We start from the raw sequence: 24,012 nt of genomic DNA, 5'->3' as shown, positions 1-24,012 counted from the left end.
GTCACGAAGATAATTGTCTTCGCGTTATCCATAAAAACCGGAAGCTTCTTATTGCGGATTTTCATCAGAAGACTGTTCCTCATCCTTGCTTTCATCGGAAGCTGGGGTGTCGGTATCTTCTGCGGGAGTGGTTTCATCGTTCATATCTTCATCGCCCTGGATGATGAGTTCTCCGTCTTCATTCACGGTTAACAAAGAAGTGTCGCCCTCAATAACAGGTTCATCAACCTCTGTTTCATGGGCTACTGGTTGATCCGTAAAATCTTCCGGACGAATCACGGTACCTTCAACAATCTGCTCTGCCAGCACTTCTCTGATCTTAGGCAGGTCTTCGGGAGAGTTGATGCCGAAATAATCCATGAAGTTTTTAGAAGTAGCATATACCAGTGGTTTGCCGGGCATCTGCTCGTTACGGCCACTGATGAGTATGAGTTCTTTTTCGAGTAATTTCTGGATGCTGTAATCGCTGTTTACGCCACGTATCGATTCAATTTCACCTTTGGTAATAGGCTGTTTATAAGCAATAATGGCCAGTGTTTCCAGTGCTGCATTGCTTAAACGTTTCAGGAACTTATCGCCGTTGAGTTGGGCAATGGTTTTATGGAAATCTTTCTTGGTAAGAAACTGCCATCCACCGCCGCTTTCGCGTACTTCAAACGGATAAAACTCAGAATCATATTTTTCACAAATACCCTGTATTGCAGCGTCCACCTGATCGGGTGTAACACGCTCTTCAAGGAAACCAAAAGTGTTGTTGATGAGTTCTACGATATCTAAAGAAGTGAGTGGTTTCTCGCTCGCAAAAATCAATACTTCAATGTGTGGTATGATCTGGCTTATCTCCATTATAATTTGAAAATTTGAAAATTTGAAAATTTGAAAATGAAATAATCAAGTGGTTTTGAATTGTTAAGTTCAATCAAACATAACAATCATTTTCAAATTACCACATTTTCAAATTTTCAAATTAGGTTCTGCTATCCCTGTAACGCTGCTGCACCACTTACAATCTCTGTAAGCTCAGTAGTGATGGCGGCCTGACGGGCACGGTTATAGCTGATCTTCAGTGTTTTCAGCAGTTCATTCGCGTTCTCGCTGGCTTTATCCATGGCAGTCATACGGGCACCGTGTTCACTTGCATTGCAATCCAGCACTGCTTTGTATAACTGGGTATTGAGGATTTTAGGCATCAGTTCGGCGATCAGTTCTTCTTTTGCTGGCTCAAAAATGAAGTCTGATTTCTTTTTTGAAGTACCTGTATTGGCCACTTTTGGAATGGGCAGGAACTGTTCGGCAGTAAAACGTTGTGTAGCAGCATTTTTAAATTCGCTGTACACGATTTCAACTGCGTCGAACTCTTTGTTTTCAAAAGCTTTCATGGCAGCCTGTGCAGCAGCCTGAACGCTTTCGAAGTTCAGGTTCAGGAAAATATCTTTATAGGTAGCATCGGCTTTATATCCGGCTTTCAGTAAGCTTTCATATCCTTTTTTACCGATGTTCCAGATGGTAACATTGCCTTTTTTATGCTGGGTAGCATATTTTTCTGCAATAGTTAATTTGGCCAGCTTAATCAGATTGGCATTATAACCACCACATAAACCACGGTCGCTGGTAATCACAATCAATAATACTTTTTCTACTGCTCTTTCTTCGGCCAGTTTAATGCTCATATCGCCTTCTGTATTGCTCACGATATTACTCAGCATTTCCTGCAGCTTCTGGGCATAAGGCCTCATCTGGGTGATGGCATCCTGGGCACGACGTAATTTGGCCGCACTCACCATTTTCATTGCCTTGGTAATCTGCTGGGTACTCTGAACACTTTTGATCCGGTTACGTACTTCTTTTAACTGACCTGCCATGGGGTAAAAAGTTTCAAGTTTTCAAGAAATAAGGTACAAGGACTATCCCCGATACCTTTTTCAATTTGGCTGCAAAAGTAGCAGAAACGGCCTGAAATTCCATCAAAACTTTGCTTTTTTACCCACTATGCGTACAGGTTATTCAGAACCGGTAGTTAAGGGCTAGTCCGTTACCGCCCAAACCGAGTTCTAGCTTACCTTGTCGCTCTTCCAGCCATTTGGTATTTCTGCGGTGCTGGCCATATTGAATGAGGTCGAAAACCAGTAAAAACCCGCCCTGCAGCAATAAACTGTTGCCATAACCTTTGTTGCGGTCATTATTCAGCCTTGTTCCCCGTTCTTTCAGGTAGAAGCCGGTGGCTATATAAGCCAGGTCGAGACCGGTATTGAGCAGCAGTATTTTTTCTATTTTATGCTGGGCCCTGAGATTGCTATTCAGGCTATACTGTTGTTTCATCTGTTTCCTGATACCCAGTAAACCCACGCCTGCTATGGCCAGGTTAACGGTATTCCAATACGCGTTCATCTGGTGCAGGAAATGTTCACTCCCGGTGGTATTACTGGCCGAAATAGTACCCTGTATAATATTAGCCCCGGCCCAGGCGCCGAGTACATACATATTATTCTGTACCAGTTTAATACGTTCCCGGGCAATAGAATCCTGTTGATTCACCTGTGCATGTGCCATAAAGACGGATATTATTCCGAAAAACGACATCCATAAACGATTTGAAATCATAGTGATCCGTTAAGTATTTGATAAATAAACGCCAGTTTATGAGCGGAGTACGCACTCTACCCAAATTCTTTACCTTTGGCGGCCTCAGTCGAAAAATGCCAAATTGGCTCAAAAACTTTTTGCGCACCGTTTTTGACTGTTAAAATTTTCTAATACACCAGACTCAGTTATATGTTGAAATTTATCTCAAAATTATTCGGGAGCAGTAAAAGTGAAAAGGATGTGCAGCAGATTATGCCCATCATTCATAAAATTGGACAGGCTTATGATCAATACCAGCAACTGACCAATGATGAACTCCGCAACAAAACACAGGAATTCAGACAACGTATTAAAGCGCATCTTGTTTCCATAGACGAACAGATAGAAGCCAAAAAACAGGAAGCAGAAAGCCTGCCCGAAAATGAAATCCATAACAGGGATATTATTTACCAGGAAGCAGATAAGCTGAAAAAAGAAAGGGATAAAAAAATTGAAGAGATCCTCGCAGAAATACAACCAGAAGCTTTTGCAGTAGTAAAAGAAACAGCCAGACGTTTTAAAGAAAATACCGAACTGGTATCCACTGTTACTCCGCTCGACAGAGAGCTGAGTGTAAAGAAAGATTATATCCGCATTGAAGGAGATAAAAGCATTTTCAAAAATAGTTGGACTGCTGCTGGTTCTACCGTTACCTGGAACATGGTTCATTACGATGTTCAGTTAATAGGTGGTAGCGTACTGCATTCAGGTAAAATTGCCGAAATGGCAACGGGTGAGGGTAAAACACTGGTATCAACACTGCCCGCATATTTAAATGCATTGGCAGGAGAAGGTGTACATATTGTAACCGTGAACGATTACCTCGCACGAAGAGATAGTGAGTGGAACGGAACCATTTTTGAATGGCTGGGATTAAGAGTAGATTGTATTGATAAACATGAACCCAGTACAGAAGCACGTCGCAATGCCTATCTCGCCGATATTACCTATGGTACCAATAACGAATTTGGTTTCGATTACCTGAGAGATAATATGGTGCATTCACCTGCCGAAATGGTGCAACGCAAACACCATTTTGCTATGGTGGATGAGGTCGATTCTGTATTGATTGATGATGCACGTACACCATTGATTATATCAGGACCCATTGGTCATAATACAGGTGAACAACAATTCTTCGAATTAAAACCACGTATCGAGAAACTGGTAGAAGCACAGAAAAGAGCAGTAAACCAGTTCTTAAATGAAGCCAAGAAAAAAATTGCCGAAGGAAACGATGATCCCAAAGATGGAGGTCTCGCCTTGTTCCGTGCACACCGTGGTTTGCCAAAGAACAGTGCATTGATCAAGTTCCTGAGTGAGCCTGGTATGCGTGTAAAATTGCAGAAGGCAGAGAACCACTATCTCGCTGATCAGCAGCGCGAAATGCCCAAAGCGGATGAAGAACTGTATTTCTACATCGATGAAAAAAATAATTCAGTAGAACTTACCGATAAGGGTATTCAACTTATCACCAAAGCCGGAGAAGACACCAGCTTCTTCATCCTGCCCGATATCAGTGTATCACTGGGAGCCATCGATAAAAATGAATCGCTTAGCGCAGAAGATAAACTGCACAACAAAGAAAGCCTGATCAATGATTATGCGGTAAAAGCAGACCGTATTCATACCGTACAGCAATTATTGAAAGCTTATACTTTGTTTGATAAAGATGTGGAGTATGTGGTGATGGATGGTGCGGTAAAAATTGTAGATGAACAAACAGGCCGTATCCTCGATGGACGCCGTTATTCTGATGGTCTTCATCAGGCAATTGAAGCGAAAGAAAATGTAAAGATTGAAGCAGCTACACAAACCTATGCTACTGTTACACTCCAGAACTATTTCAGGATGTACCATAAGCTGGCGGGTATGACAGGTACTGCTGAAACAGAAGCATCTGAGTTCTGGGATATTTATAAACTGGATGTGGTAGCTATTCCAACGAATGTTACAGCTATCCGTAAAGATGAACAGGATCTGGTGTACAAAACCAAACGTGAAAAATTTGGTGCGGTGATTGACGAAATCGCAAAACTGCGTGATGCCGGACGTCCGGTGCTTGTGGGTACCACATCGGTAGAAGTGAGTGAATTGCTAAGCAGAATGTTGCGCCAGAAACAGGTACCACATAATGTATTAAATGCCAAACAGCACGCAAGAGAGGCGCAGATTGTAGCAGAAGCAGGTCTGGCAGGTGCGGTAACTATTGCCACCAATATGGCCGGTCGTGGTACCGATATTAAACTGGGACCAGGTGTGAAAGAAGCAGGTGGTCTGGCCATCCTGGGTACAGAGCGTCATGAATCGCGCCGTGTAGACAGACAGTTGCGTGGTCGTGCAGGTCGCCAGGGTGATCCGGGTTCATCACAATTCTTTGTATCACTCGAAGATGACCTGATGCGTATGTTTGGTAGCGATCGTATTGCTAAGATCATGGACTTTGCCGGTTACAAAGAAGGTGAAGTGATACAACATAGCATGATCACCAAATCAATTGAACGAGCCCAGAAAAAAGTAGAAGAAAACAACTTTGGGATCCGTAAGCGTTTGCTGGAATATGATGATGTGATGAACAAACAACGTACAGTAGTGTATACCAAACGAAGCCATGCTTTGTTTGGTGAAAGACTGGCGCTTGACCTCGATAATGCTTTTTATGCCGTAGCAGAAGACCTCGTGAATTCATTCAAAGAGCAGAATGACCATGATGGATTCAGACTGGCAGCCATTGTAAATTTTGGTATCGATACCAATATCACTGCAGATGAACTTGCTAAAGGAACAGAGCAGCAACTTGCAGAAAAATTATACCTGCAGGCTGTTACCAATTACGACAGAAAGAAACAGGACATGATGGTACAGGCCATACCTGTTTTCAAAAATATCCGTCAGGAACAGGGTAATCATATTGAAAATGTGATAGTACCATTTACCGACGGAAGAAAAGGTATGCAGGTGTTGGCCAATATGGAGAAAACGTTGAACAGCAACGGCGCAGAACTGGTGAATGCTTTAGAAAGAACTGTAACACTGGCACTGATAGATGATGCATGGAAAGAACACCTGCGCGCTATGGACGATCTGAAACAAAGCGTACAAACAGCTACATACGAACAGAAAGATCCATTGGTGATTTACAAAATGGAAGCCTACAATATTTTCAAGAAAATGGATGGTGAAGTGAACACGAATATTGTACAGTTCCTGAGCCATGCTGGTATTCCATTGAATGATGGGGAAGAAGTGAGAGAAGGGCGTCAGCAAAAAACAGACTTGAGTAAACTCAGTACCAGTAAAGAAGATATAGATGCGCCTCCAACCGAAAACGATTATTATGATCCCACACCGGTAAAACAACAACCCATTAGTGTAGGACCTAAGATCGGGCGAAATGATCCTTGTCCATGTGGTAGTGGGAAAAAATACAAAGCCTGTCACGGCAAAGATTTATAAGACAAAACCTCCCGATTTCGGGAGGTTTTGTTTTATATTTTTGTATTTCATTTTATAGATAGATTTTATGTCGAATCTCCATCAGTATATTGATCACACCATCCTGAAACCTACCACGCTGATAGCTGATATTGAAAAGCTATGCAATGAAGCAAAGCAATACAATTTTGCAGCAGTATGTGTGCCGCCGAATTTTGTAAAGAAAGCCAAATCCTTATTGGAGGGAACTGCCGTAAAAGTGGCAACCGTAATTGGTTTTCCTTTTGGTTATTCAGCAGTGGAATCAAAGATTGCAGAAATTGTGCTGGCCATGGTAGATGGGGCCGATGAACTGGATGTAGTGATTAATATTTCAGCGATTAAAAATGGCGATTGGGTGTATCTCGCGAATGAGATCAACCATATCATGCCTGTAGTAAAGAGTAAAAACAAAGTGATCAAAATTATTATTGAATCGGGTGTGCTCACAGACGATGAGATCATTAAATGTTGCGAATTATACGGTGTGGCAGGGATCGATTACCTGAAAACCTCAACTGGTTATGCAGAAAAAGGAGCCACTATAGAAGCAGTACAATTATTCCGTTTGCATTTACCCGAGCAGGTCCAGATCAAAGCATCTGGTGGTATACGTGATCATATTTTTGCCCAACAACTTATTGAAGCGGGAGCTACGAGGCTGGGCTGCAGTGCCAGTGTGGCCATTGTGCAGGGTGCAAAAGGGGAGGGAAATTATTAATATGAGTTTGTCTGGTAGTTTTTGTTAGCCACAGAAGCACAGATTTTCTTCTTCTGCTCTGAGCATCTTCGGCTAATCATATAGATCTGCCAGTCAGGTAACTCATTAACAAGATCATTAATGACAACCCTCTATCTTTGCACTTATTTATTTATCTTACTGAAAACATAACAGTATGCCTGTTTTGATCCGATACATTGTCTGCTGTTTTTTTCTTTTATGTACACAGATGCTACGTGCTGCCGATACCATTCTGGTAAAAAAAGATGCACGGTTGGATTTGTTGACGGCTAAACAGGCACAGATCAATAAAAGAACAGCCCTGCTTACCAGCAGTGGTCAGTATAAAGGTTATCGGGTACAGGTCATCAGCACCAACAGTCGTGACCAGGCATTCAGGATTAAAACAGAGTTACTGAGCCGTTTCCCCGATCAAAAAACTTATACATCATACCAGTCGCCATTGTTCAAAGTGCGAATTGGAAATTTTATAAAAAAAGAAGATGCAGAGCAGTTCAGGAAAACGCTGAACCGGTTTTATCCGCAGGGAGTATATGTGGTAGAAGATGTAATTGAATATAATGCGGTGGAGGACGAACTGACACAATAAACAGGACCATGTTATTACAACAGATAAAAGATTTAGCAGCAAAATATGCAGCAGATGCTGTGGCCATTCGTTCGTACCTGCATGCAAATCCTGAACTGAGTTACCAGGAATTTGAAACATCCCGTTTTGTGCAGTCTAAATTGCAGGAAATGGGTGTTGAATTTGAAGTGATGGCAACTACGGGAGTGCTGGCTATTATCCGCGGTAAAAATCCCGACAGCCGTGTTGTTGCACTGCGTGCGGATATGGATGCATTGCCTATTCAGGAAGAAAATGAAGTAACGTATCGTTCACAGAAACCAGGTGTAATGCATGCCTGTGGTCATGATGTACATACTTCTATTTTATTGGGTGCAGCAAGAATCTTGCAGCAACTAAAAAATGAATGGGAAGGAACGATCAAATTGCTGTTTCAACCCGGCGAAGAAAAAAATCCCGGTGGCGCCAGTTATATGATTCGTGATGGCGCCCTAAAAAATCCAGCACCACAGGGAATTATTGGTTTGCATGTGCATCCCGGACTGGAAACAGGTAAACTCAGTTTTAGAAAAGGAAGGGTGATGGCTAGTGCCGATGAAATTTATATCACCATTAAAGGAAAGGGTGGACATGCAGCATCTCCGAATCTTACAGCCGATACGGTGTTGATTGCTTCACATTTGATTGTGAGTCTGCAACAGATTATATCAAGGAATAAAAACCCGCTATCGCCATCTGTATTATCTATTTGTTCCATACAGGGCGGACATACCACCAACGTAATACCCAGCGAAGTAAAACTGATGGGAACTTTCAGGGCCATGGATGAGGAGTGGCGTTTTAAGGCGCATGACTTAATCCGGAAAAATGCAATTGGATTGGTGGAATCGATGGGTGGAGAAATAGATTTGCACATAGATGTAGGTTATCCTACCGTCGACAATGATCCTGTATTTACAGAAACCGCCTGGAAGCAGGCCGATCTTTTTATGGGCAAAGAAAATGTGCTGGAAACCGAAATGAGGATGGGGGCGGAAGATTTTGGTTATTATACACAGGTGATACCCGGCTGCTTTTTCCGTTTAGGTGTTCGCAATGAAGCAAAAGGTATCATTCATAATGTACATACTCCTCGTTTTGATATTGATGAAAATGCCATTGAAATCGGTATAGGTAATATGGCCTGGCTCGGAGCGACTGTCTCGTTTTAATTTGGGGGAAATACGGATCATTTCAATGAATTATTACCTGATTAGGGTTCGAATGATTTTTTCATGTGAATGGTTGAATAGTTTAGTAGGAAACACCTGCCATTGGAACCGATTCACATTCAACACAAGATATATACACTACGTGATCAAAAAGTAATACTTGACTTCGACATCGCATTGTTATACAATGTAGAAACAAAAAGGCTTAAAGAGGCGGTTAGACGCAACTTGAGCAGATTTCCACCCGATTTTATGTTCGAAATTAATCCGGAAGAGCATGCTTCTCTAAGGACGCAATTTGCGTCCTTAGAGAAGCATGGGAAGGGGAAACACAGTAAGTATGCACCCTTTGCCTTTACGGAACAGGGTATTGCTATGTTAAGTGGCCTGCTTACTTCACCCAGGGCAATTGAAATGAATATTGCCATTATGAGGGCGTTTATTGCTGTCAGGAAACTGATGCTTCAATATAGTGAGCTGGCAGATGAGGTGGAAATGATAAAAAAATCAGTTACCAACCATAATGAGCAAGTAAACCTGATTTACGAGGCCATTGAAAATATCTTGGATGAACAGGCTGAATACAAGGCCCTTCACAATCGCAATCGTATCGGTTTCATGAAATAAGCCCCCCTTTTTTATTTATATTGTATTTTGCACCCCTGAATCGCAGGAAGCCCGGTCAGCGAGCCGGACCCTGAAGTGAGTGACACAACCAAAGCTGAGTAATGTTGTGTTGACCGTTAACGAAAAAAAACAGTATGGCTAAAAAGACAGATCTGCGGAAGGAACAGGCACTGGAATACCATGCCAGTGGCAGACCCGGAAAAATTGAAGTGGTTCCAACCAAAGAAGCCAAAACCCAGCGAGATCTTTCACTGGCGTATAGTCCGGGTGTGGCAGAACCTTGCAAGGAAATCTTTAATAATGTTGAAGACGTTTATAAATACACGGCCAAGGGTAACCTGGTAGCGGTGATCAGTAATGGTACCGCCGTTCTGGGTTTAGGTGATATTGGTCCCGAAGCCAGTAAACCGGTGATGGAAGGAAAGGGTGTATTGTTCAAAATATTTGCAGACATTGACGTATTCGATATTGAGATCAATGAAAAAGATCCCGAAAAATTTGTACAGATTGTAAAAGCACTGGAACCCACATTTGGGGGTATTAACCTGGAAGACATTAAAGCCCCGGAGTGTTTTTATATTGAGCAGCAGCTTAAACAGCAGATGAACATCCCTGTGATGCACGATGACCAGCATGGTACGGCCATCATTAGTGGAGCGGCTTTATTGAATGCACTGGAACTGCAAAAAAAGAAAATAGAAAAAGTTCGTTTTGTGGTGAATGGTGCCGGTGCAGCGGCCATGGCCTGTACACAATTATATGTAGCATTGGGAGCCAAATATGAAAACTTCATATTGTTTGATAAAGATGGTGTTTTACATGAAGGCAGAACAGACCTGGATGCTACCCGCAAAAAATTTGCCGTAAAACGTTCCGATACCACGCTCGATAAAGCCATGAAAGATGCAGACGTGTTTTTGGGTCTGAGTGTAGGTAATGTGGTAACACAGGATATGGTAAAAAACATGGCCAAAAACCCGATCGTATTTGCCATGGCTAACCCCGATCCGGAAATCAGTTATGAAGATGCAATTGCTGTTCGTAAAGACATCATCATGGCTACCGGCAGAACAGATTATCCTAACCAGGTAAACAATGTGCTGGGCTTTCCTTATATCTTCAGAGGGGCGTTGGATGTTCGAGCCACACAGATCAATGAAGCCATGAAACTGGCGGCTGTAAAGGCGTTGGCAGAACTGGCCAAATCGGCTGTGCCCGATATTGTAAACATGGCCTATAACCAAACCAATATGTCGTTTGGTCCCGAATACATTATTCCCAAGCCACTCGATCCAAGATTATTATCAACCGTGGCACCTGCAGTAGCCAAAGCTGCTGTGGAAAGTGGTGTGGCACAAAAGAAAATAACCAATTGGGATGCATATGTACTTGAACTGAATAAAAGACTGGGACTCGATAACCAGTTATTGCGTGTAATAGGTAACAAGGCAAGACGTGACCCTAAACGACTGGTTTTTGCAGAAGCAGACAACCAAAAAATATTGAAAGCCGCCAGCATTATTTATGATGAAGGTGTTGCTTATCCGATTTTATTGGGTGATCCGATAAAAATCAACCGGATAGCGGAAGAGTATAATATTGATATTACGGATCTTCCGATTATCGATCCGCGTAGTGATGAAATGGAATCGAAGCGTGAGTTCTATGGTGAATTGTTCTTCAAGAAAAGACAGAGAAGAGGGTTCAACCATTATGAGAGCCTGAAGATCATGAAAGACCGTAACCATTTTGGTTGTATGATGGTAGAAACCGGTGATGCCGATGCCATGCTATCGGGTCTTACAAAAAATTATGCAGAAGCCATTCGTCCGGCTTTACAGATTATTGGAACAGAAGAAGGTGTGAAAAAGATTGCAGGAATGTATTTACTGCTGACCAAAAAAGGGCCTTTGTTTTTGGCCGATACAACAGTAAATTTCAATCCAACTGCAGAAGAACTGGCCGATATTGCTATGATGGTAGCGAAGGAAGTGCGCAATTTTAATGTAACGCCACGCATTGCCATGCTGAGTTATAGCAATTTCGGCAGCAGCGATTCGCCCGAAGCCAAACTGGTGGCAGAAGCAACACGTATACTGAAGCAACGAAACCCTTCACTGGTGGTAGATGGAGAAATGCAGGGTAGTATGGCTTTTAATAAAGAAATACTACGCGACAATTATCCATTTAGTGAACTGGTGGATGAAGATGTGAATGTGTTGATATTCCCCAACTTAACTGCCGGTAACGTAGCCTATAACTTATTGAAAGAAGTAGGTGGTGCAGATGCGATTGGTCCTATTCTGCTCGGACTTAAAAAACCGGTGCATGTATTACAGTTGGGAAGTACCGTAAGAAGTATTATTAATATGGCGCTGGTAGCTGTTGTGGATGCACAGCTCAAATGCCGTATGGATACCAATGATGTTGTTCAGCGCAGTAGCTGGTGGAAACGATTGAAAAAGAGGAAGAAATAGGAGGTAGTTGATAGTGCATGGTTCATAGTCAATAGCAAAAAACAAAGCGATGTCATTTTTCACCCATTTAGGATCATACTTACTCATGCTGAAAGGCATGTTTACCAAACCAGAGAACTGGCGCATGTACTGGAAAGAGTTTATGCACCAGTGTGTTGAAATCGGGTTAGGTGCATTGCCCATTGTGGTGATTATTTCATTGTTCCTTGGCGCGGTAACAACCGTACAAACGGCGTATCAATTGGTGAGTCCACTGGTACCCCAGGCAACCATTGCACAAATTGTAAGAGACAGTATGATTCTTGAATTGTCTCCAACCGTAGTAAGTATTGTGCTGGCGGGTGTGGTGGGTAGTAAGATTGCAAGTGAGTTGGGTAATATGCGCATCAGTGAACAGATTGATGCCCTTGAGATTATGGGTATCAATACCAAAAGCTATCTCGTGATGCCAAAAATTCTGGGATCTCTTTTAGTGATTCCCTGTCTCATCACCATTTCTGCTGTATTAGGGATCTGGGGGGGAAGAACAGCAGGGAATATGGCAGGCATTCTTGCACCAGATATTTTTGATATTGGATTACGCCAGAACCTGAACCTTTACAATATTAATTTTGCCCTTTATAAGTCTTATACGTTTGCTTTTATAGTAAGTAGCATATCTGCTTATTATGGATACAATGTGAAAGGAGGTGCCTTGGAAATAGGCAGGGCCAGTACCAGTGCCGTTGTGGTAAGCTGCATCCTGATTCTCTGCGCCGATTATATGCTGGCAGCACTGCTGCTCTAGCGAACAGAAGAACAGAGTAATATCCAATATTGAATTTCGAAGTTGGATATTCGGTATTCATTATTTACTACCGCCTTTTGGCTTTATCTATACACTTGCGATTAAAATCGTAAGAAAATAATGTTTTTCCCTTTCATTCCCGTTGCTCTTGTTACATTTATGGTGTAAGCGCATTACTATGAATCCTTCTTTTGAAGTTTTCCGAAAACAAATATCAAATCCACTGAAGTTTCGCTTGTTTTTATTGCAGCGGTTGCCTTCGGCTTTTTTTTGTGGATTGAAGATCCGTTCATTCACCCAGGAACAATCTGTTATTGGTGTGCGTTATAGCTGGTTCTCACAAAACCCTTTTCGATCCATGTATTTTGCCGTACAGTCGATGGCTGCAGAAATGAGTACCGGTATATTGGGTTTTGCGCAAATCTACCATCGAAAGCCAGGGATTAGTATGCTGGTGTTAAAAGTGGAAGGAAATTTTTTGAAAAAGGCAACAGGGTTTATATTGTTTAGCTGCACCGATGGTGATAAAATAACAGCAGCAGTTGAGCAATCAATTAGTACGGGAGAAGCACAAACAGTAGTGTGTAGATCAATCGGTACCAATGAACAACAGGAAATAGTAGCAGAATTTTTTGTAACATGGACTTTTAAGTCCAGGTAATCATCAACGAAAGCAAGAGATATGAAAATAGCATTTCATGGCGCAGCAAGAACAGTAACAGGATCTAAGCACCTGCTTACTTTGCAGAATGGTAAGAAAATATTACTTGACTGTGGACTTTTTCAGGGTATGGGAAAGGAAACAGATGTGCTGAACAGTGAATTTGGTTTTGATGCACGATCCATAGACATACTCGTGTTATCACATGCACATATAGATCATTCCGGTCTCATCCCCAAATTGGTAAAAGAAGGTTTTGAAGGAAAAATATTCGCCACGCCGGCAACAAAAGAACTTGGCGGCATCTTGCTTGAAGATTCGGCTGTGATTCAGAGAGATGATACGAAGTTTATCAACAAAAGAAGAGCCAAACAAGGATTACCTCCCTATGAACCATTGTATGATTTAGAAGATGCGGCAAAGGCTTTGGAATTATTTGTAGAGGTAAACTATGAGGAGTGGACAACCATAACGGAAGGTGTACAATTATTGTTTACCGATGCGGGACATATCATTGGAAGTGCTGCCGTTCATTTAAAAATTTCGGAGCAGGGTAAAACCACCCAGCTTACTTTCAGTGGCGATGTTGGCAGATACAACGATGCCATACTTCGCTCACCTTCTGTGTTTCCACAAGCCGATTTCATTATACTTGAAAGTACATACGGAAACAAATTACATGATGAAGTACACGGAACATCCGATACCTTATTGCAATGGATTGAATCGACCTGTATACAGAAAAGAGGCAAGCTGATTATCCCGGCATTCAGTGTTGGTCGTACACAGGAGCTGTTATATGCACTGAATCAACTTGATCTTGAAAACAGGTTACCACGTATTCCGGTGTATGTTGATAGTCCACTCAGCAAAGAAGCTACGGAAATGCTGAAAGCCTATCCACAATATTTTAATAAGCGGATCAGGAAAGTAATGGAGAAAGATGATGACCCATTTGATTTTCCAGGATTGAAATTTATTAAAACCGTTGATGAGAGTAAATACCTGAACGAATTGCCACAGCCTTGTGTCATTATATCGGCCAGTGGTATGGCAGATGCCGGAAGGGTGAAACACCATATCATGAATAATATTAGCGATAAGAAAAATACTATTCTTCTGGTGGGATATTGTGAACCCAGGTCATTGGGTGGCCGTCTGGCCAATGGTGCAGAGCAGGTAAAAATATTCGGAGAAATGTATGAGGTAAAGGCAGAAGTGGGGCAGATGCGCAGTATGAGTGCGCATGGCGATTATGAAGACCTATGCCAGTTTCTAGCCTGTCAGGACGCATCACAGGTAAAAACATTATTCCTTGTACATGGTGAATACGATGTGCAGCAGGATTTTGCATGCCGCTTGATGCGAAAAGGGTTTAAAGAAGTAGTGATTCCCGAAATGCATTATCAGACAAAACTGGAAGGATGAATTTATTGATAAAGGACGCAGGTCGTTTTTACAGGGAACATTTTGGAGAGCCTTCATTCATTGTTCGTTCACCCGGAAGAATCAATTTGATCGGGGAACATACGGATTATAATGGAGGTTTTGTTTTACCCGCTTCTATTGATAATGCAGTCTATATTTCTATAGGTGCAAGGACAGATCAGGAAATACATTTGTTTTCAGTTGATTATAATGAGTTTTATGCGGGCAATACCGATGCTGTTGTTGTTTCGCTGCAAGGCTGGGCCAATTATGTATTGGCGATTGTTGATGTATTACAGATAGCTGGGTATCAGTGTGGCGGTTTTAATGCCGTAGTGCGGGGAGATATTCCTATTGGCGCAGGACTCTCTTCATCGGCGGCGGTGGAATGTGCTACCATTTTTGCATTGAATGAGTTATTTGGTTTTAAGCTAGACAGAATGACGATGGTGAAAATGGCACAGCAGGCAGAGAATGAATTTATTGGTGTGCGTTGTGGTATCATGGATCAGTTTGCCAGTATGTTTGGGAAAGCCAATCAGGTAATTGAATTAGACTGTCGTTCACTTGAATATAATTATTTCCCTTTTGCGTCTTCAGCATATGATTTATTGCTGATCAACAGCCGTGTAAAACATTCGCTCGCTGATTCGGAATACAATCTTCGTCGCCTCGACTGTGAAGCAGGGGTAGCACACCTTCAAAGATTTCATCCACATGTTAAAAGTCTTAGAGATGCAACACCGGAATTACTGGGGCAGGAATTGCAGTTGCTGGATAAAAAAATATTTCAAAGATGTTTATATGTGGTAGAAGAAATTGCAAGGGTTAATGAAGCCTGTGAAGATTTGAAACGAGGAGATTTTGAGACATTCGGGAAAAAAATGTTCATCACACATAAAGGATTGAGTGAACTGTATGAAGTAAGTTGCCCTGAGCTCGATTTCCTGGTAAGTTTTGCAACAGGCTGCAAAGATGTAATTGGCGCACGGATGATGGGTGGTGGTTTTGGTGGTTGTACCCTGAACCTGGTAAAAAAAGAAGCGGTTAGCGACTTTGTAGACAGAATATCAGAAGCATACTTTGAAGCATATGCCGTATTACCAGATGCCTACCCTGTAACCATCGGGGAGGGGACGGCAGTAGTAGGCCCGTCATAGAAAATCCCATCAATCTTAGTAGAAAAAAGGTCAAATGCTTGCAAAGGCGGAAATGATGTTGTAATTTTTAAACAACAAAATTGCCCGCCATGAAATGAGCTATTACAAAAGTTGATAGTAACTGGAATGTATATCAGCGAATTCCATGTGGCTATAATCAATAAAAATTAAACACATGAAAAACTATCATATTGTATCGCGTATTGCGATCTACCTCTTAGTGGTTGTCATGATTAGTTTTGGCATCTACCATTTTCAGCATGCACGGGAACTGGTGGTATATATTCCCTCCTCCTTACCCGGAGGAATTATATGGGTATATTTAGTGGGTGCTGCTTTTATACTGGTAGCTGTTTCATTTGTTACCAACCGCATGGTAAAGACCTCTGCGTATTTACTAGCCATCATGTTATTCATTTTTATTCTAACACTACATCTTCCCAATTACCTGAATGCGGGTGATAAAGAGATGAAGGCACTGGCTTTGGTAAATATCTTGAAGGATACTGCCATTGCTGGTTTTGCACTGCATATAGCTGCTGGTGCCCATCACCAGAAATTACATCTGGAAGAAAGTGATTAAGTAACATAGATACGATAAGGTAAAAAGCAGACAGGCGTAGTTTTAGCAACTACCGCCTATCTGTTTCCGATTGCACTCATATAAGCCTTTATGCTGAAGAGAAGGAATACGTTAATTTAACCGAGCTATTACGCATTCTCTTACTACTAAAAAATACCCCAAACTTGCACAAGGAGGTATTTTTTCACTTTAACCATAAACTAATATGCGTAATTTTTTTCTTGGTCTGGTCTTATTGACTGGCACGGCAGTTCATGCACAAACAGTAACGGAAATCGGGCAGTTGAACGACGAATTCAATCAACCTTTAAGGTCTTCCTGGCAGTGGGCGCATGAGAAAGAAGGGTTCTCCACTAAACTCGACCGTTTTGAACTCAAAGAGGGTATTCTTTATTTTCAACCCGGTACAAGTGGCTGGTTCAACGACGGGAAAGCACCTTTTCTATACCAGACAGTAAATGGCGATTTTGACGTTCGTATGCGGGTAAAAGCAACAGGGCTGAACGGTAGATTGGCCAATACACAGTGGTCATTGGGTGGGCTGATGGTACGGGCCCCGCGTTGGCAGGTAAAAGATCCGCTGGAACCAAAATCGGAAAGCTGGTTATTTGTAAATACAGGAGTGGCCGATAAACTGGGACAACAGGTGGTAGAGTCGAAATATACCCTCAATAGTAAATCAAACCTAAAACTGCGTAATGCAAAAACCGGTTGGGTGGAATTGAGAATGGTACGTGTAGGATTTGTATTTATTTCTATGTATCGTTTCGAAGGAGAGCAATCATGGACATTACAGGACAGGTATTACATACAGGACTGGCCTATGCAGTTGCAGGTAGGCATCAATGGATATACAGGTGATAAACCAGATATGTTGTTACAGGTAGATTATATACGGTTTAAAAAACCAGCAGTATCATTCGGGCCAACAAAGTTTGAAAAGCCAAGTGACAGATATGATTACTGGTATAAAAATGTATCGGAAAATAATCTGGCCGATTATTCATTATCGAACGAGGCAGTATTAAAATTATTGGGGGATTAAAAAAAGGGGATCGTTTATGATCCCCTTTTTTTAATTACATTTTTCTGAAAATTTAACAGGTATTGTTTTATTTGGGGCATTAGCTACAACGGCCATACAAGAGACACAATTTGGATCACTTGCTTCTGGTTGTTCGAGTATTTGAACGTAGAATGGCTTGTCTGCAACACCCATATTTGGTCTGGTGGAATTGTCGGATGGAATTGTACACGGTAAAATTGTACTAAAAACATGGTCATATATAATCCCATCTTTCTGGTACCCATTCACGCCCAATTCATAATAAGCGGGATCTGTAATTTGTAAAACAGCACTGTTGCAAACCGCATCCAATATTCTTACCTGTACGCAACCGGTTGGGTGTATTTTTTCATTCTTCTCACATCCAAGTATTAATACAGTGCAGAAAATAAACATTGGGATGAAATAATTTTTTTTCATGGTAGTTTAATTTACTGGTTTTGATTTTTAATAAGTTGACGGCGTCATTAATGGAGAAACTATCATCGCTGGTCATCTTATTCAAGTGGTTTCTGTAATAATTTTAGTTTATTTACAGTCATCTGCAAATTTTATCGGAATCCATTTGGGAGGTGCGTTTGGAACAATCGCAGCACATCTTGTGCAGGCAGGGTCATATTCCATTTGCTTCAGCATTTTTACATCTACTACAAGTCCGCGTAAGGAAGCCGCCAGTGTTTTAAATTTGGTTAGGTCGGCACAACTGAGTTCTGTAGAGAAAACATGATTGTATGTTACGCCGTCTAACTGATAACCGTTAACACCATATGTAAAATAGGCTTCATCTTGAATTTGTACCACGGCGGTGCCGCATATTTCATCCAATATCTTTACTTTAAAGCATTGCTGTAACAATTCCTCTTCGGTTTTTTCGCAGCCAGAAAGTATAAGAACCATGCTGGTCAGGGCTGATAAAACTATCTTTTTCATTTTCTCGCTTTTTTATAACTGACCCAGGCAGATGATAAAGCGTTGCATGAAATTTGGTAACAAAGGATTTTAACAGAAAATCAGGCATCTGTGTTTTTTCCATCGAGGCGATTCTTGGTTCGACGCCCTTTGATAGTACCCTTCAGACAATACTCGCAGTTACAGGGGACTTTGTTATGGCTATAGGGCATATGCCGCCAGCCGAGGGTTTGTGGCAGGTGTTTTATTTTGGTGATTTCATGGGCTTCAATCTTTCTGGGTACAATCAATTCATACCCTAAAGGATCTGGCATTTCCATGATTTCTCTGATGGCCGTACCCAGGGTTATAAGCCTGTGAGGTTTTCCATATTTACCTGCGTATACTTTTTCTGAACTGTTCACCCTGAAATAAATGCCCACCAATGTTTTGGCTCCACCTTGTTTTAGTTCTCTTAGCCATTGATGAGTAACAAAAAAGTTTTGTAAAACAGGCATGCAATAGATACCGGAATGATAACGGCCGGTTTTAATGCCATTCTTCAAAATTGTAGCTGCATTTTTTTCATCTGCCAGGTGAACAAGAATGGGCATATGCTGTGATAACTATAAGTGATCAATATAGTTCAAATGTACTATGAAACCTGATCTGACTCATTGGAGAGTGTAAAATCTACAAAAGTAGAAAGTGGCTTATCCGGTGAATAAGCACCAAAAACAAAAGGCACTCGATCTGAGTGCCTTTGTACCCGGTACGGGAATCGAACCCGTCTTTCCTCCGTGAAAGGGAGATGTCCTAGCCGATAGACGAACCGGGCATTTTTTTGTCAATCGGGACGCAAAAATAGGCTTTGAAAACTACCTGCCAAAATTTTTTCACTTTTTTATGAAAATCAGCGACTTGATGCGAAATAAAATAAAGCCATGCACCTGCCCGGGGGAATGATTTTAGCCACAGATTCACAGATTATGACTTTAAATCTGCAAATCTCCGGCTCAAAGTGAAAGCTGTCAGGCCAAAGTCAACAAATGGTCACCCTTAAAAAATATCCTCTTTTTTCCTCTCAATCCATGTAAATTTGCCACTCTTTAAGCCATATACCTAAAACAAAAACAAATGAGTACAGTAAAAGTTGCCATCAACGGTTTCGGACGTATCGGCCGTTTGGTGTTTCGTCAGATCTATAACATGGAAGGTATTGATGTTGTTGCGATCAATGATCTGACCAGTCCTAAAGTATTAGCTCACCTGTTGAAATACGATAGTGCACAGGGGCGTTTTGATGCAACTGTCACTTCTACTGACGATGCCATCGTTGTAAATGGCGAAACAGTAAAAATCTACGCACAGAAAGATCCGGCCCAAATCCCATGGGGAAATCATGGTGTAGATGTCGTAATTGAATCAACCGGGTTCTTTACCGATAAAGAAAAAGCCGAAGCACATATCAAAGCCGGCGCCAAACGCGTGGTGATATCTGCACCTGCTACTGGCGACCTGAAAACTGTTGTTTTCAATGTAAACCATAATATCCTGGATGGCAGCGAAACTATTATTTCCTGTGCATCTTGTACCACCAACTGTCTGGCGCCTATGGCCAAAGTACTGAATGATCAGTTTGGTATTGCAACCGGTATCATGACCACCATTCATGCTTATACAAACGATCAGAATACATTGGATGCTCCACATCCGAAAGGCGATCTGCGCAGGGCAAGAGCTGCAGCTGCGAATATCGTTCCCAACAGTACGGGAGCTGCAAAAGCCATCGGGCTGGTATTGCCGGAACTGAAAGGTAAACTGGATGGTGGTGCACAGCGTGTTCCAACCATTACAGGTTCTTTAACTGAACTGGCAGTGATCCTGAATAAAAAAGTAACAGCAGACGAAATCAATGCAGCCATGAAAGCTGCCAGCAATGAAAGCTTTGGTTATACCGAAGATGAAATTGTAAGCTCTGATATCATTGGTATCCGTTACGGTTCATTGTTTGATGCTACACAAACCAAAGTAATGACTGTAGGTGATAGTCAACTGGTAAAAACAGTAAGCTGGTACGACAACGAAATGAGCTATGTAAGCCAACTGGTAAGAACCGTGAAATATTTTGCAGGGTTGATCTCTAAATAATCAAATTTGAAAATTTGAAAATGTGGCAATTTGAAAATGTTTAAAAGACATTGTTCAGTTGCCACATTTCTTTTTCCCTGCATTTTCAAATTTTCAAATTCCCAAATTTTCAAATTAATACAATGAGCAAGTTCCTCCACCACAACTTCAACCAGCAGAAAGCATTGATCAGGGTCGATTTTAATGTACCGCTGAATGCTGCTTATGAAATAACAGATGATACGCGTATGCGTGCAACCATTCCTACAATTCAGAAAATATTAGGTGATGGCGGATCTGTAATTCTTATGAGCCACCTGGGCAGACCAAAAGAAGGTCCCACTGAAAAATATTCACTCAAACATCTAGTTCAGCACTTGTCGAAACTGTTGAGTGGTGTTGAAGTATTGTTTGCAGATGATTGTATTGGGGAGTCGGCTTGCAAACAGGCTAATGCATTGAAGCCCGGCCAGGTATTATTACTGGAAAACCTTCGATTCTATAAAGAAGAAGAAAAAGGTGATTCTGCTTTTGCAGAAAAACTGAGCAAGCTGGGTGATGTATATGTAAATGATGCATTTGGAACTGCGCATCGTGCACATGCTTCTACAGCTGTTATTGCCAAGTTCTTTCCGCTTGAAAAAAGAATGTTTGGAACTGTAATGGATGGGGAAGTGGCCAGTGCAGAAAAAGTAATGCATTCGGCAGAAAAGCCATTTACAGCCATCATCGGCGGCGCCAAAGTGAGTGATAAAATTCTCATCATCGAAAACCTGCTTGAAAGAGCTACTGATATTATCATCGGAGGCGGAATGGCCTATACTTTTATGAAAGCACAGGGCGGAACCATTGGCAATTCATTGTGTGAAGATGACCGTCTCGATACTGCAGTAGCATTACTAAAAAAAGCGGAAGAAAAAGGCGTATGTATTCACCTGCCATCAGATTCTATTATTGCCGACAAGTTTGCGGCTGACGCCAATACATCCACCGCACCGAGTAACCATATTCCGGATGGCTGGATGGGGCTTGATATTGGAGCCAGTGCCTGTGACCAGTTCACTAACTGTATCAAACGTTCCAAAACTATTTTATGGAATGGTCCGATGGGTGTGTTTGAAATGGAGAAGTTTCAGCATGGAACCAAAGCCATTGCTGTGGCAATAGCCGAAGCAACCGCTAATGGGGCTTTTTCTCTGGTAGGTGGTGGCGACAGCGTAGCAGCGGTTAACCAGTTTGGTTTTGCCGATAAAGTAAGTTATGTATCAACCGGCGGAGGCGCCATGCTCGAATATTTCGAGGGCAAGGAATTGCCGGGAATAGCGGCGGTGAAGTAGGAGGATAGGATTGTCTATATACCAAGGTCCATGGACTATGGTCTACTGTAATGTTTTTCACCATCTTACTACTAATGATCTAAATAACTGGATAAATAACTAATTTCATAAAAATCAAGTCAAACATGAGTACAAAAAATTTAACCTTAATCGTCATTGCAGCCCTGATCCTTATTTTGGGTGGATGTGGTTGCAGGGGGTATAATGGCCTGGTGAAACAGGATGAAGTGGTAAAAAATGCATGGGCAAACGTGGAAAGTGATTACCAGCGTCGTGCCGACCTGATTCCTAATCTGGTAAATACCGTGAAAGGAGAAGCCAATTTTGAACAGACCACTTTACAGAATGTAATCAATGCACGTGCAAGTGCTACTCAGATTAAAGTTGATCCGAATGATCTTTCACCTGAGAAATTACAACAGTACCAGGCTGCACAGGGACAATTGTCTCAGGCATTGGGTCGATTGCTGATGGTGACTGAAAACTATCCTAACCTGCGTGCTAATGATGCCTTCCGTGGATTACAGGCACAACTGGAAGGGACAGAAAACAGGATCAAAGTATCTCGTAACGACTTCAACAAAGCTGTTGCTGATTACAATATAAAAGCACGTTCTTTCCCGATGAATATCCTTGCGGGTATGTTCGGATTTAAAGTGAAAGAAGGCTTTAAGGCAGATGCAGGTGCAGAAAAAGCGCCGGAAGTTAAATTTTAATACATAAGCCACAGTGCTGTTGCAGAAGGTGATGATCTGAAAAGATACTATCCTGAAAACTGTTACACACTGTGGCTTTTAATATCAGCCAGCCATGTTCGGACTCTTCAGAAAAAAGCCGGAACGTTATTTCTCGGAACAGGAGAAACAGAAAATTGTTGCCGCTATTCAGTCTGCAGAACAAAAAACCAGTGGAGAAGTAAGAATCTTTATTGAAAACAGGTGCGCATATGTAAACCCTTTACACCGCGGACAGGAATTGTTCTTTAACCTGAAAATGGACCAGACAGCAGCGCGTAATGGTGTACTGGTGTACATTGCCATGAAGGACCGGCAGTTGGCGGTGTTTGGTGATGAAGGCATACACCAGAAAGTAGGCAGTGCATTCTGGGATGAAGAAGTAAAGAAAATGCTGGCCGAGTTCAGACAACAGCATTATGCAGATGGGCTGGCAGCCATCATTGAAGATATTGGCGCGGCATTGACCTTTCATTTTCCATACGATCGACAGGGCGATAAAAATGAATTGCCTGATGATATTGTTTTTGGTAAATAAAATCAGTGTCTGTATGTAACGACACCGAACAGGACAACATGAAAAAAATACTCTTTATATGGATCATGCTACTGGGCTTTGTGATAACGCAGGCTCAGCAAGTATTGCCAAAACCCAATCCACCCAAACTGGTAACAGACAAAGCAAATGTATTGTCGAAAGAACAGTTGGAAATATTGGAGCATAAATTGGTGGCACTGGATGACAGTACATCGAACCAGATTGCGATTGTACTCCTGCCGACACTTGATGGCTACCCTGTTGAAGAATATGCGAATAAATTATTTCGTGAATGGGGCATCGGAAATGCAAAAACCAATAATGGAGTATTGATCATTGCGGCTATTGAGGACCGTAAAATCAGGATAGAAGTAGGTTATGGACTGGAGGGTGCGATTCCTGACATCATTGCATCTAATATTATCCAGAATGATATAGGTCCGAATTTCAGGGAAGGGAATTATTACCGCGGTTTAGATAAAGCAATAGAATCATTATCAAAAGCTGCAGTTGGAGAATACAAAGTAAAGCGAACAAAAAAGGGAAATGGCGGAACATCAGGAAAATCTATTCTAACATTTGTGCTGATTCTTTTTGTGGTATTGATGATTGTTGCGCGTGGCGGCGGCGGACGCGGTGGTGGAATGGTGAGCAGAAAAGGATATGGTGATATCGCAGAAGCAATATTCTGGTCATCCATACTTGGTGGTGGCAGACGCAGCAGTGGCGGCGGCTGGGGAGGAGGAAGCGGTGGCGGATTTGGTGGCGGTGGTTTTGGTGGCTTCGGCGGCGGTAGCAGCGGTGGCGGTGGCGCCAGTGGGGGGTGGTAAGAAAAATAAGGAATAAGAAATATGAAATCAGGAATAAGAAAGTAATGATATTACTAAAAAGCCTTCCGCTTTCGGAAGGCTTTTTAGTTTAGTGCAGGTGAATAGGCGAATGGTCAAAAATGAATAAGCCATAAATAAAGAAAGCCTCC

At 41.9% G+C, this 24,012-nt stretch carries 23 protein-coding genes and 1 tRNA gene; 17 read left to right on the top strand and 7 right to left on the bottom strand.

Going from position 1 to position 24,012, the window contains the following annotated elements:
• Positions 1-48: 48 nt before the first annotated feature.
• The 3 genes from scpB to ACH3Z1_RS01205 all read right to left on the bottom strand — a co-directional run bounded on the left by scpB (position 49) and on the right by ACH3Z1_RS01205 (position 2,550).
• A complete protein-coding gene (scpB, locus tag ACH3Z1_RS01215; protein ID WP_490820011.1) occupies positions 49-846 on the bottom strand; it encodes an SMC-Scp complex subunit ScpB in 798 nt (265 codons plus the stop codon).
• Between the two features lie 131 nt (positions 847-977).
• A complete protein-coding gene (gene atpG / locus ACH3Z1_RS01210) occupies positions 978-1,862 on the bottom strand; it encodes an ATP synthase F1 subunit gamma (RefSeq protein ID WP_490820010.1) in 885 nt (294 codons plus the stop codon).
• Positions 1,863-2,004: 142 nt separating this feature from the next.
• Positions 2,005-2,550 carry a DUF6992 family protein gene (locus ACH3Z1_RS01205; RefSeq protein WP_490820009.1) on the bottom strand — a complete coding sequence of 182 codons (546 nt, stop codon included), beginning with the start codon at positions 2,548-2,550 and terminating at the stop codon, positions 2,005-2,007.
• 222 nt (positions 2,551-2,772) lie between these two features.
• Here ACH3Z1_RS01205 and secA point away from each other — a divergent pair, with 222 nt between their 5' ends.
• The 12 genes from secA to ACH3Z1_RS01145 all read left to right on the top strand — a co-directional run bounded on the left by secA (position 2,773) and on the right by ACH3Z1_RS01145 (position 17,385).
• Entirely contained in the window at positions 2,773-6,078 is a 3,306-nt protein-coding gene (secA, locus tag ACH3Z1_RS01200) for a preprotein translocase subunit SecA (RefSeq protein ID WP_490820008.1), read from the top strand.
• 67 nt (positions 6,079-6,145) lie between these two features.
• Positions 6,146-6,817: a deoxyribose-phosphate aldolase gene (deoC, locus tag ACH3Z1_RS01195; protein ID WP_490820007.1), complete on the top strand. Its 672-nt coding sequence runs from the start codon at positions 6,146-6,148 to the stop codon at positions 6,815-6,817.
• Between the two features lie 175 nt (positions 6,818-6,992).
• Positions 6,993-7,427 carry an SPOR domain-containing protein gene (locus ACH3Z1_RS01190; RefSeq protein WP_490820006.1) on the top strand — a complete coding sequence of 145 codons (435 nt, stop codon included), beginning with the start codon at positions 6,993-6,995 and terminating at the stop codon, positions 7,425-7,427.
• 8 nt (positions 7,428-7,435) lie between these two features.
• Positions 7,436-8,617, top strand: coding sequence for a M20 metallopeptidase family protein (locus tag ACH3Z1_RS01185; RefSeq protein ID WP_490820005.1), 1,182 nt, complete (start codon positions 7,436-7,438; stop codon positions 8,615-8,617).
• Between the two features lie 102 nt (positions 8,618-8,719).
• Positions 8,720-9,244 carry an ORF6N domain-containing protein gene (locus tag ACH3Z1_RS01180; RefSeq protein ID WP_490820004.1) on the top strand — a complete coding sequence of 175 codons (525 nt, stop codon included), beginning with the start codon at positions 8,720-8,722 and terminating at the stop codon, positions 9,242-9,244.
• Between the two features lie 134 nt (positions 9,245-9,378).
• Positions 9,379-11,721: an NADP-dependent malic enzyme gene (locus ACH3Z1_RS01175; protein WP_490820003.1), complete on the top strand. Its 2,343-nt coding sequence runs from the start codon at positions 9,379-9,381 to the stop codon at positions 11,719-11,721.
• Positions 11,722-11,770: 49 nt separating this feature from the next.
• The gene (locus tag ACH3Z1_RS01170; protein ID WP_133473206.1) at positions 11,771-12,508 is read left to right on the top strand and encodes an MlaE family ABC transporter permease; all 738 of its coding nucleotides are present in this window, start codon (positions 11,771-11,773) and stop codon (positions 12,506-12,508) included.
• 178 nt (positions 12,509-12,686) lie between these two features.
• Positions 12,687-13,169: a thioesterase gene (locus tag ACH3Z1_RS01165; protein WP_490820002.1), complete on the top strand. Its 483-nt coding sequence runs from the start codon at positions 12,687-12,689 to the stop codon at positions 13,167-13,169.
• A 21-nt stretch (positions 13,170-13,190) separates the two neighbouring features.
• Entirely contained in the window at positions 13,191-14,597 is a 1,407-nt protein-coding gene (locus ACH3Z1_RS01160) for an MBL fold metallo-hydrolase RNA specificity domain-containing protein (protein ID WP_490820001.1), read from the top strand.
• Positions 14,594-15,757 (top strand): galactokinase, encoded by a 1,164-nt coding sequence (gene galK, locus ACH3Z1_RS01155; protein WP_490820000.1) that lies wholly within the window; start codon positions 14,594-14,596, stop codon positions 15,755-15,757. Before ACH3Z1_RS01160 ends, galK begins: the two co-directional genes overlap by 4 nt.
• Before the next feature lie 175 nt (positions 15,758-15,932).
• Positions 15,933-16,340, top strand: coding sequence for a hypothetical protein (locus ACH3Z1_RS01150; RefSeq protein WP_490819999.1), 408 nt, complete (start codon positions 15,933-15,935; stop codon positions 16,338-16,340).
• A gap of 205 nt (positions 16,341-16,545) precedes the next feature.
• Positions 16,546-17,385, top strand: a complete 840-nt coding sequence (locus ACH3Z1_RS01145; protein WP_490819998.1) for a DUF1349 domain-containing protein — start codon at positions 16,546-16,548, stop codon at positions 17,383-17,385.
• A gap of 30 nt (positions 17,386-17,415) precedes the next feature.
• Here ACH3Z1_RS01145 and ACH3Z1_RS01140 read toward each other — a convergent pair whose 3' ends face one another.
• From ACH3Z1_RS01140 to ACH3Z1_RS01125, 4 genes are all read right to left on the bottom strand, one after another.
• Positions 17,416-17,826 (bottom strand): hypothetical protein, encoded by a 411-nt coding sequence (locus tag ACH3Z1_RS01140; RefSeq protein WP_490819997.1) that lies wholly within the window; start codon positions 17,824-17,826, stop codon positions 17,416-17,418.
• A 108-nt stretch (positions 17,827-17,934) separates the two neighbouring features.
• On the bottom strand, positions 17,935-18,336 hold the full coding sequence (locus tag ACH3Z1_RS01135) for a hypothetical protein (RefSeq protein WP_490819996.1): 402 nt from the start codon (positions 18,334-18,336) through the stop codon (positions 17,935-17,937).
• 80 nt (positions 18,337-18,416) lie between these two features.
• On the bottom strand, positions 18,417-18,908 hold the full coding sequence (locus ACH3Z1_RS01130) for a hypothetical protein (RefSeq protein WP_490819995.1): 492 nt from the start codon (positions 18,906-18,908) through the stop codon (positions 18,417-18,419).
• 152 nt (positions 18,909-19,060) lie between these two features.
• A tRNA-Glu gene (locus ACH3Z1_RS01125) sits at positions 19,061-19,132 on the bottom strand.
• Between the two features lie 299 nt (positions 19,133-19,431).
• Between ACH3Z1_RS01125 and gap the strand changes: the two genes are divergently transcribed.
• The 5 genes from gap to ACH3Z1_RS01100 all read left to right on the top strand — a co-directional run bounded on the left by gap (position 19,432) and on the right by ACH3Z1_RS01100 (position 23,863).
• Entirely contained in the window at positions 19,432-20,445 is a 1,014-nt protein-coding gene (gene gap / locus ACH3Z1_RS01120) for a type I glyceraldehyde-3-phosphate dehydrogenase (protein ID WP_490819994.1), read from the top strand.
• Positions 20,446-20,567: 122 nt separating this feature from the next.
• A complete protein-coding gene (locus ACH3Z1_RS01115) occupies positions 20,568-21,761 on the top strand; it encodes a phosphoglycerate kinase (RefSeq protein WP_490819993.1) in 1,194 nt (397 codons plus the stop codon).
• A 125-nt stretch (positions 21,762-21,886) separates the two neighbouring features.
• Positions 21,887-22,477 carry a LemA family protein gene (locus ACH3Z1_RS01110; protein WP_294996815.1) on the top strand — a complete coding sequence of 197 codons (591 nt, stop codon included), beginning with the start codon at positions 21,887-21,889 and terminating at the stop codon, positions 22,475-22,477.
• A gap of 94 nt (positions 22,478-22,571) precedes the next feature.
• The gene (locus tag ACH3Z1_RS01105; protein ID WP_490819992.1) at positions 22,572-23,033 is read left to right on the top strand and encodes a TPM domain-containing protein; all 462 of its coding nucleotides are present in this window, start codon (positions 22,572-22,574) and stop codon (positions 23,031-23,033) included.
• Between the two features lie 38 nt (positions 23,034-23,071).
• Positions 23,072-23,863 carry a TPM domain-containing protein gene (locus ACH3Z1_RS01100; RefSeq protein WP_490819991.1) on the top strand — a complete coding sequence of 264 codons (792 nt, stop codon included), beginning with the start codon at positions 23,072-23,074 and terminating at the stop codon, positions 23,861-23,863.
• Positions 23,864-24,012 lie beyond the last annotated feature (149 nt).

It is taken from the genome of Sediminibacterium sp. FW305-C-49 (genome assembly GCF_058231085.1).
Note: the sequence above shows the minus strand (reverse complement) of the source record. Positions and strands in the feature narration are given on the sequence as shown.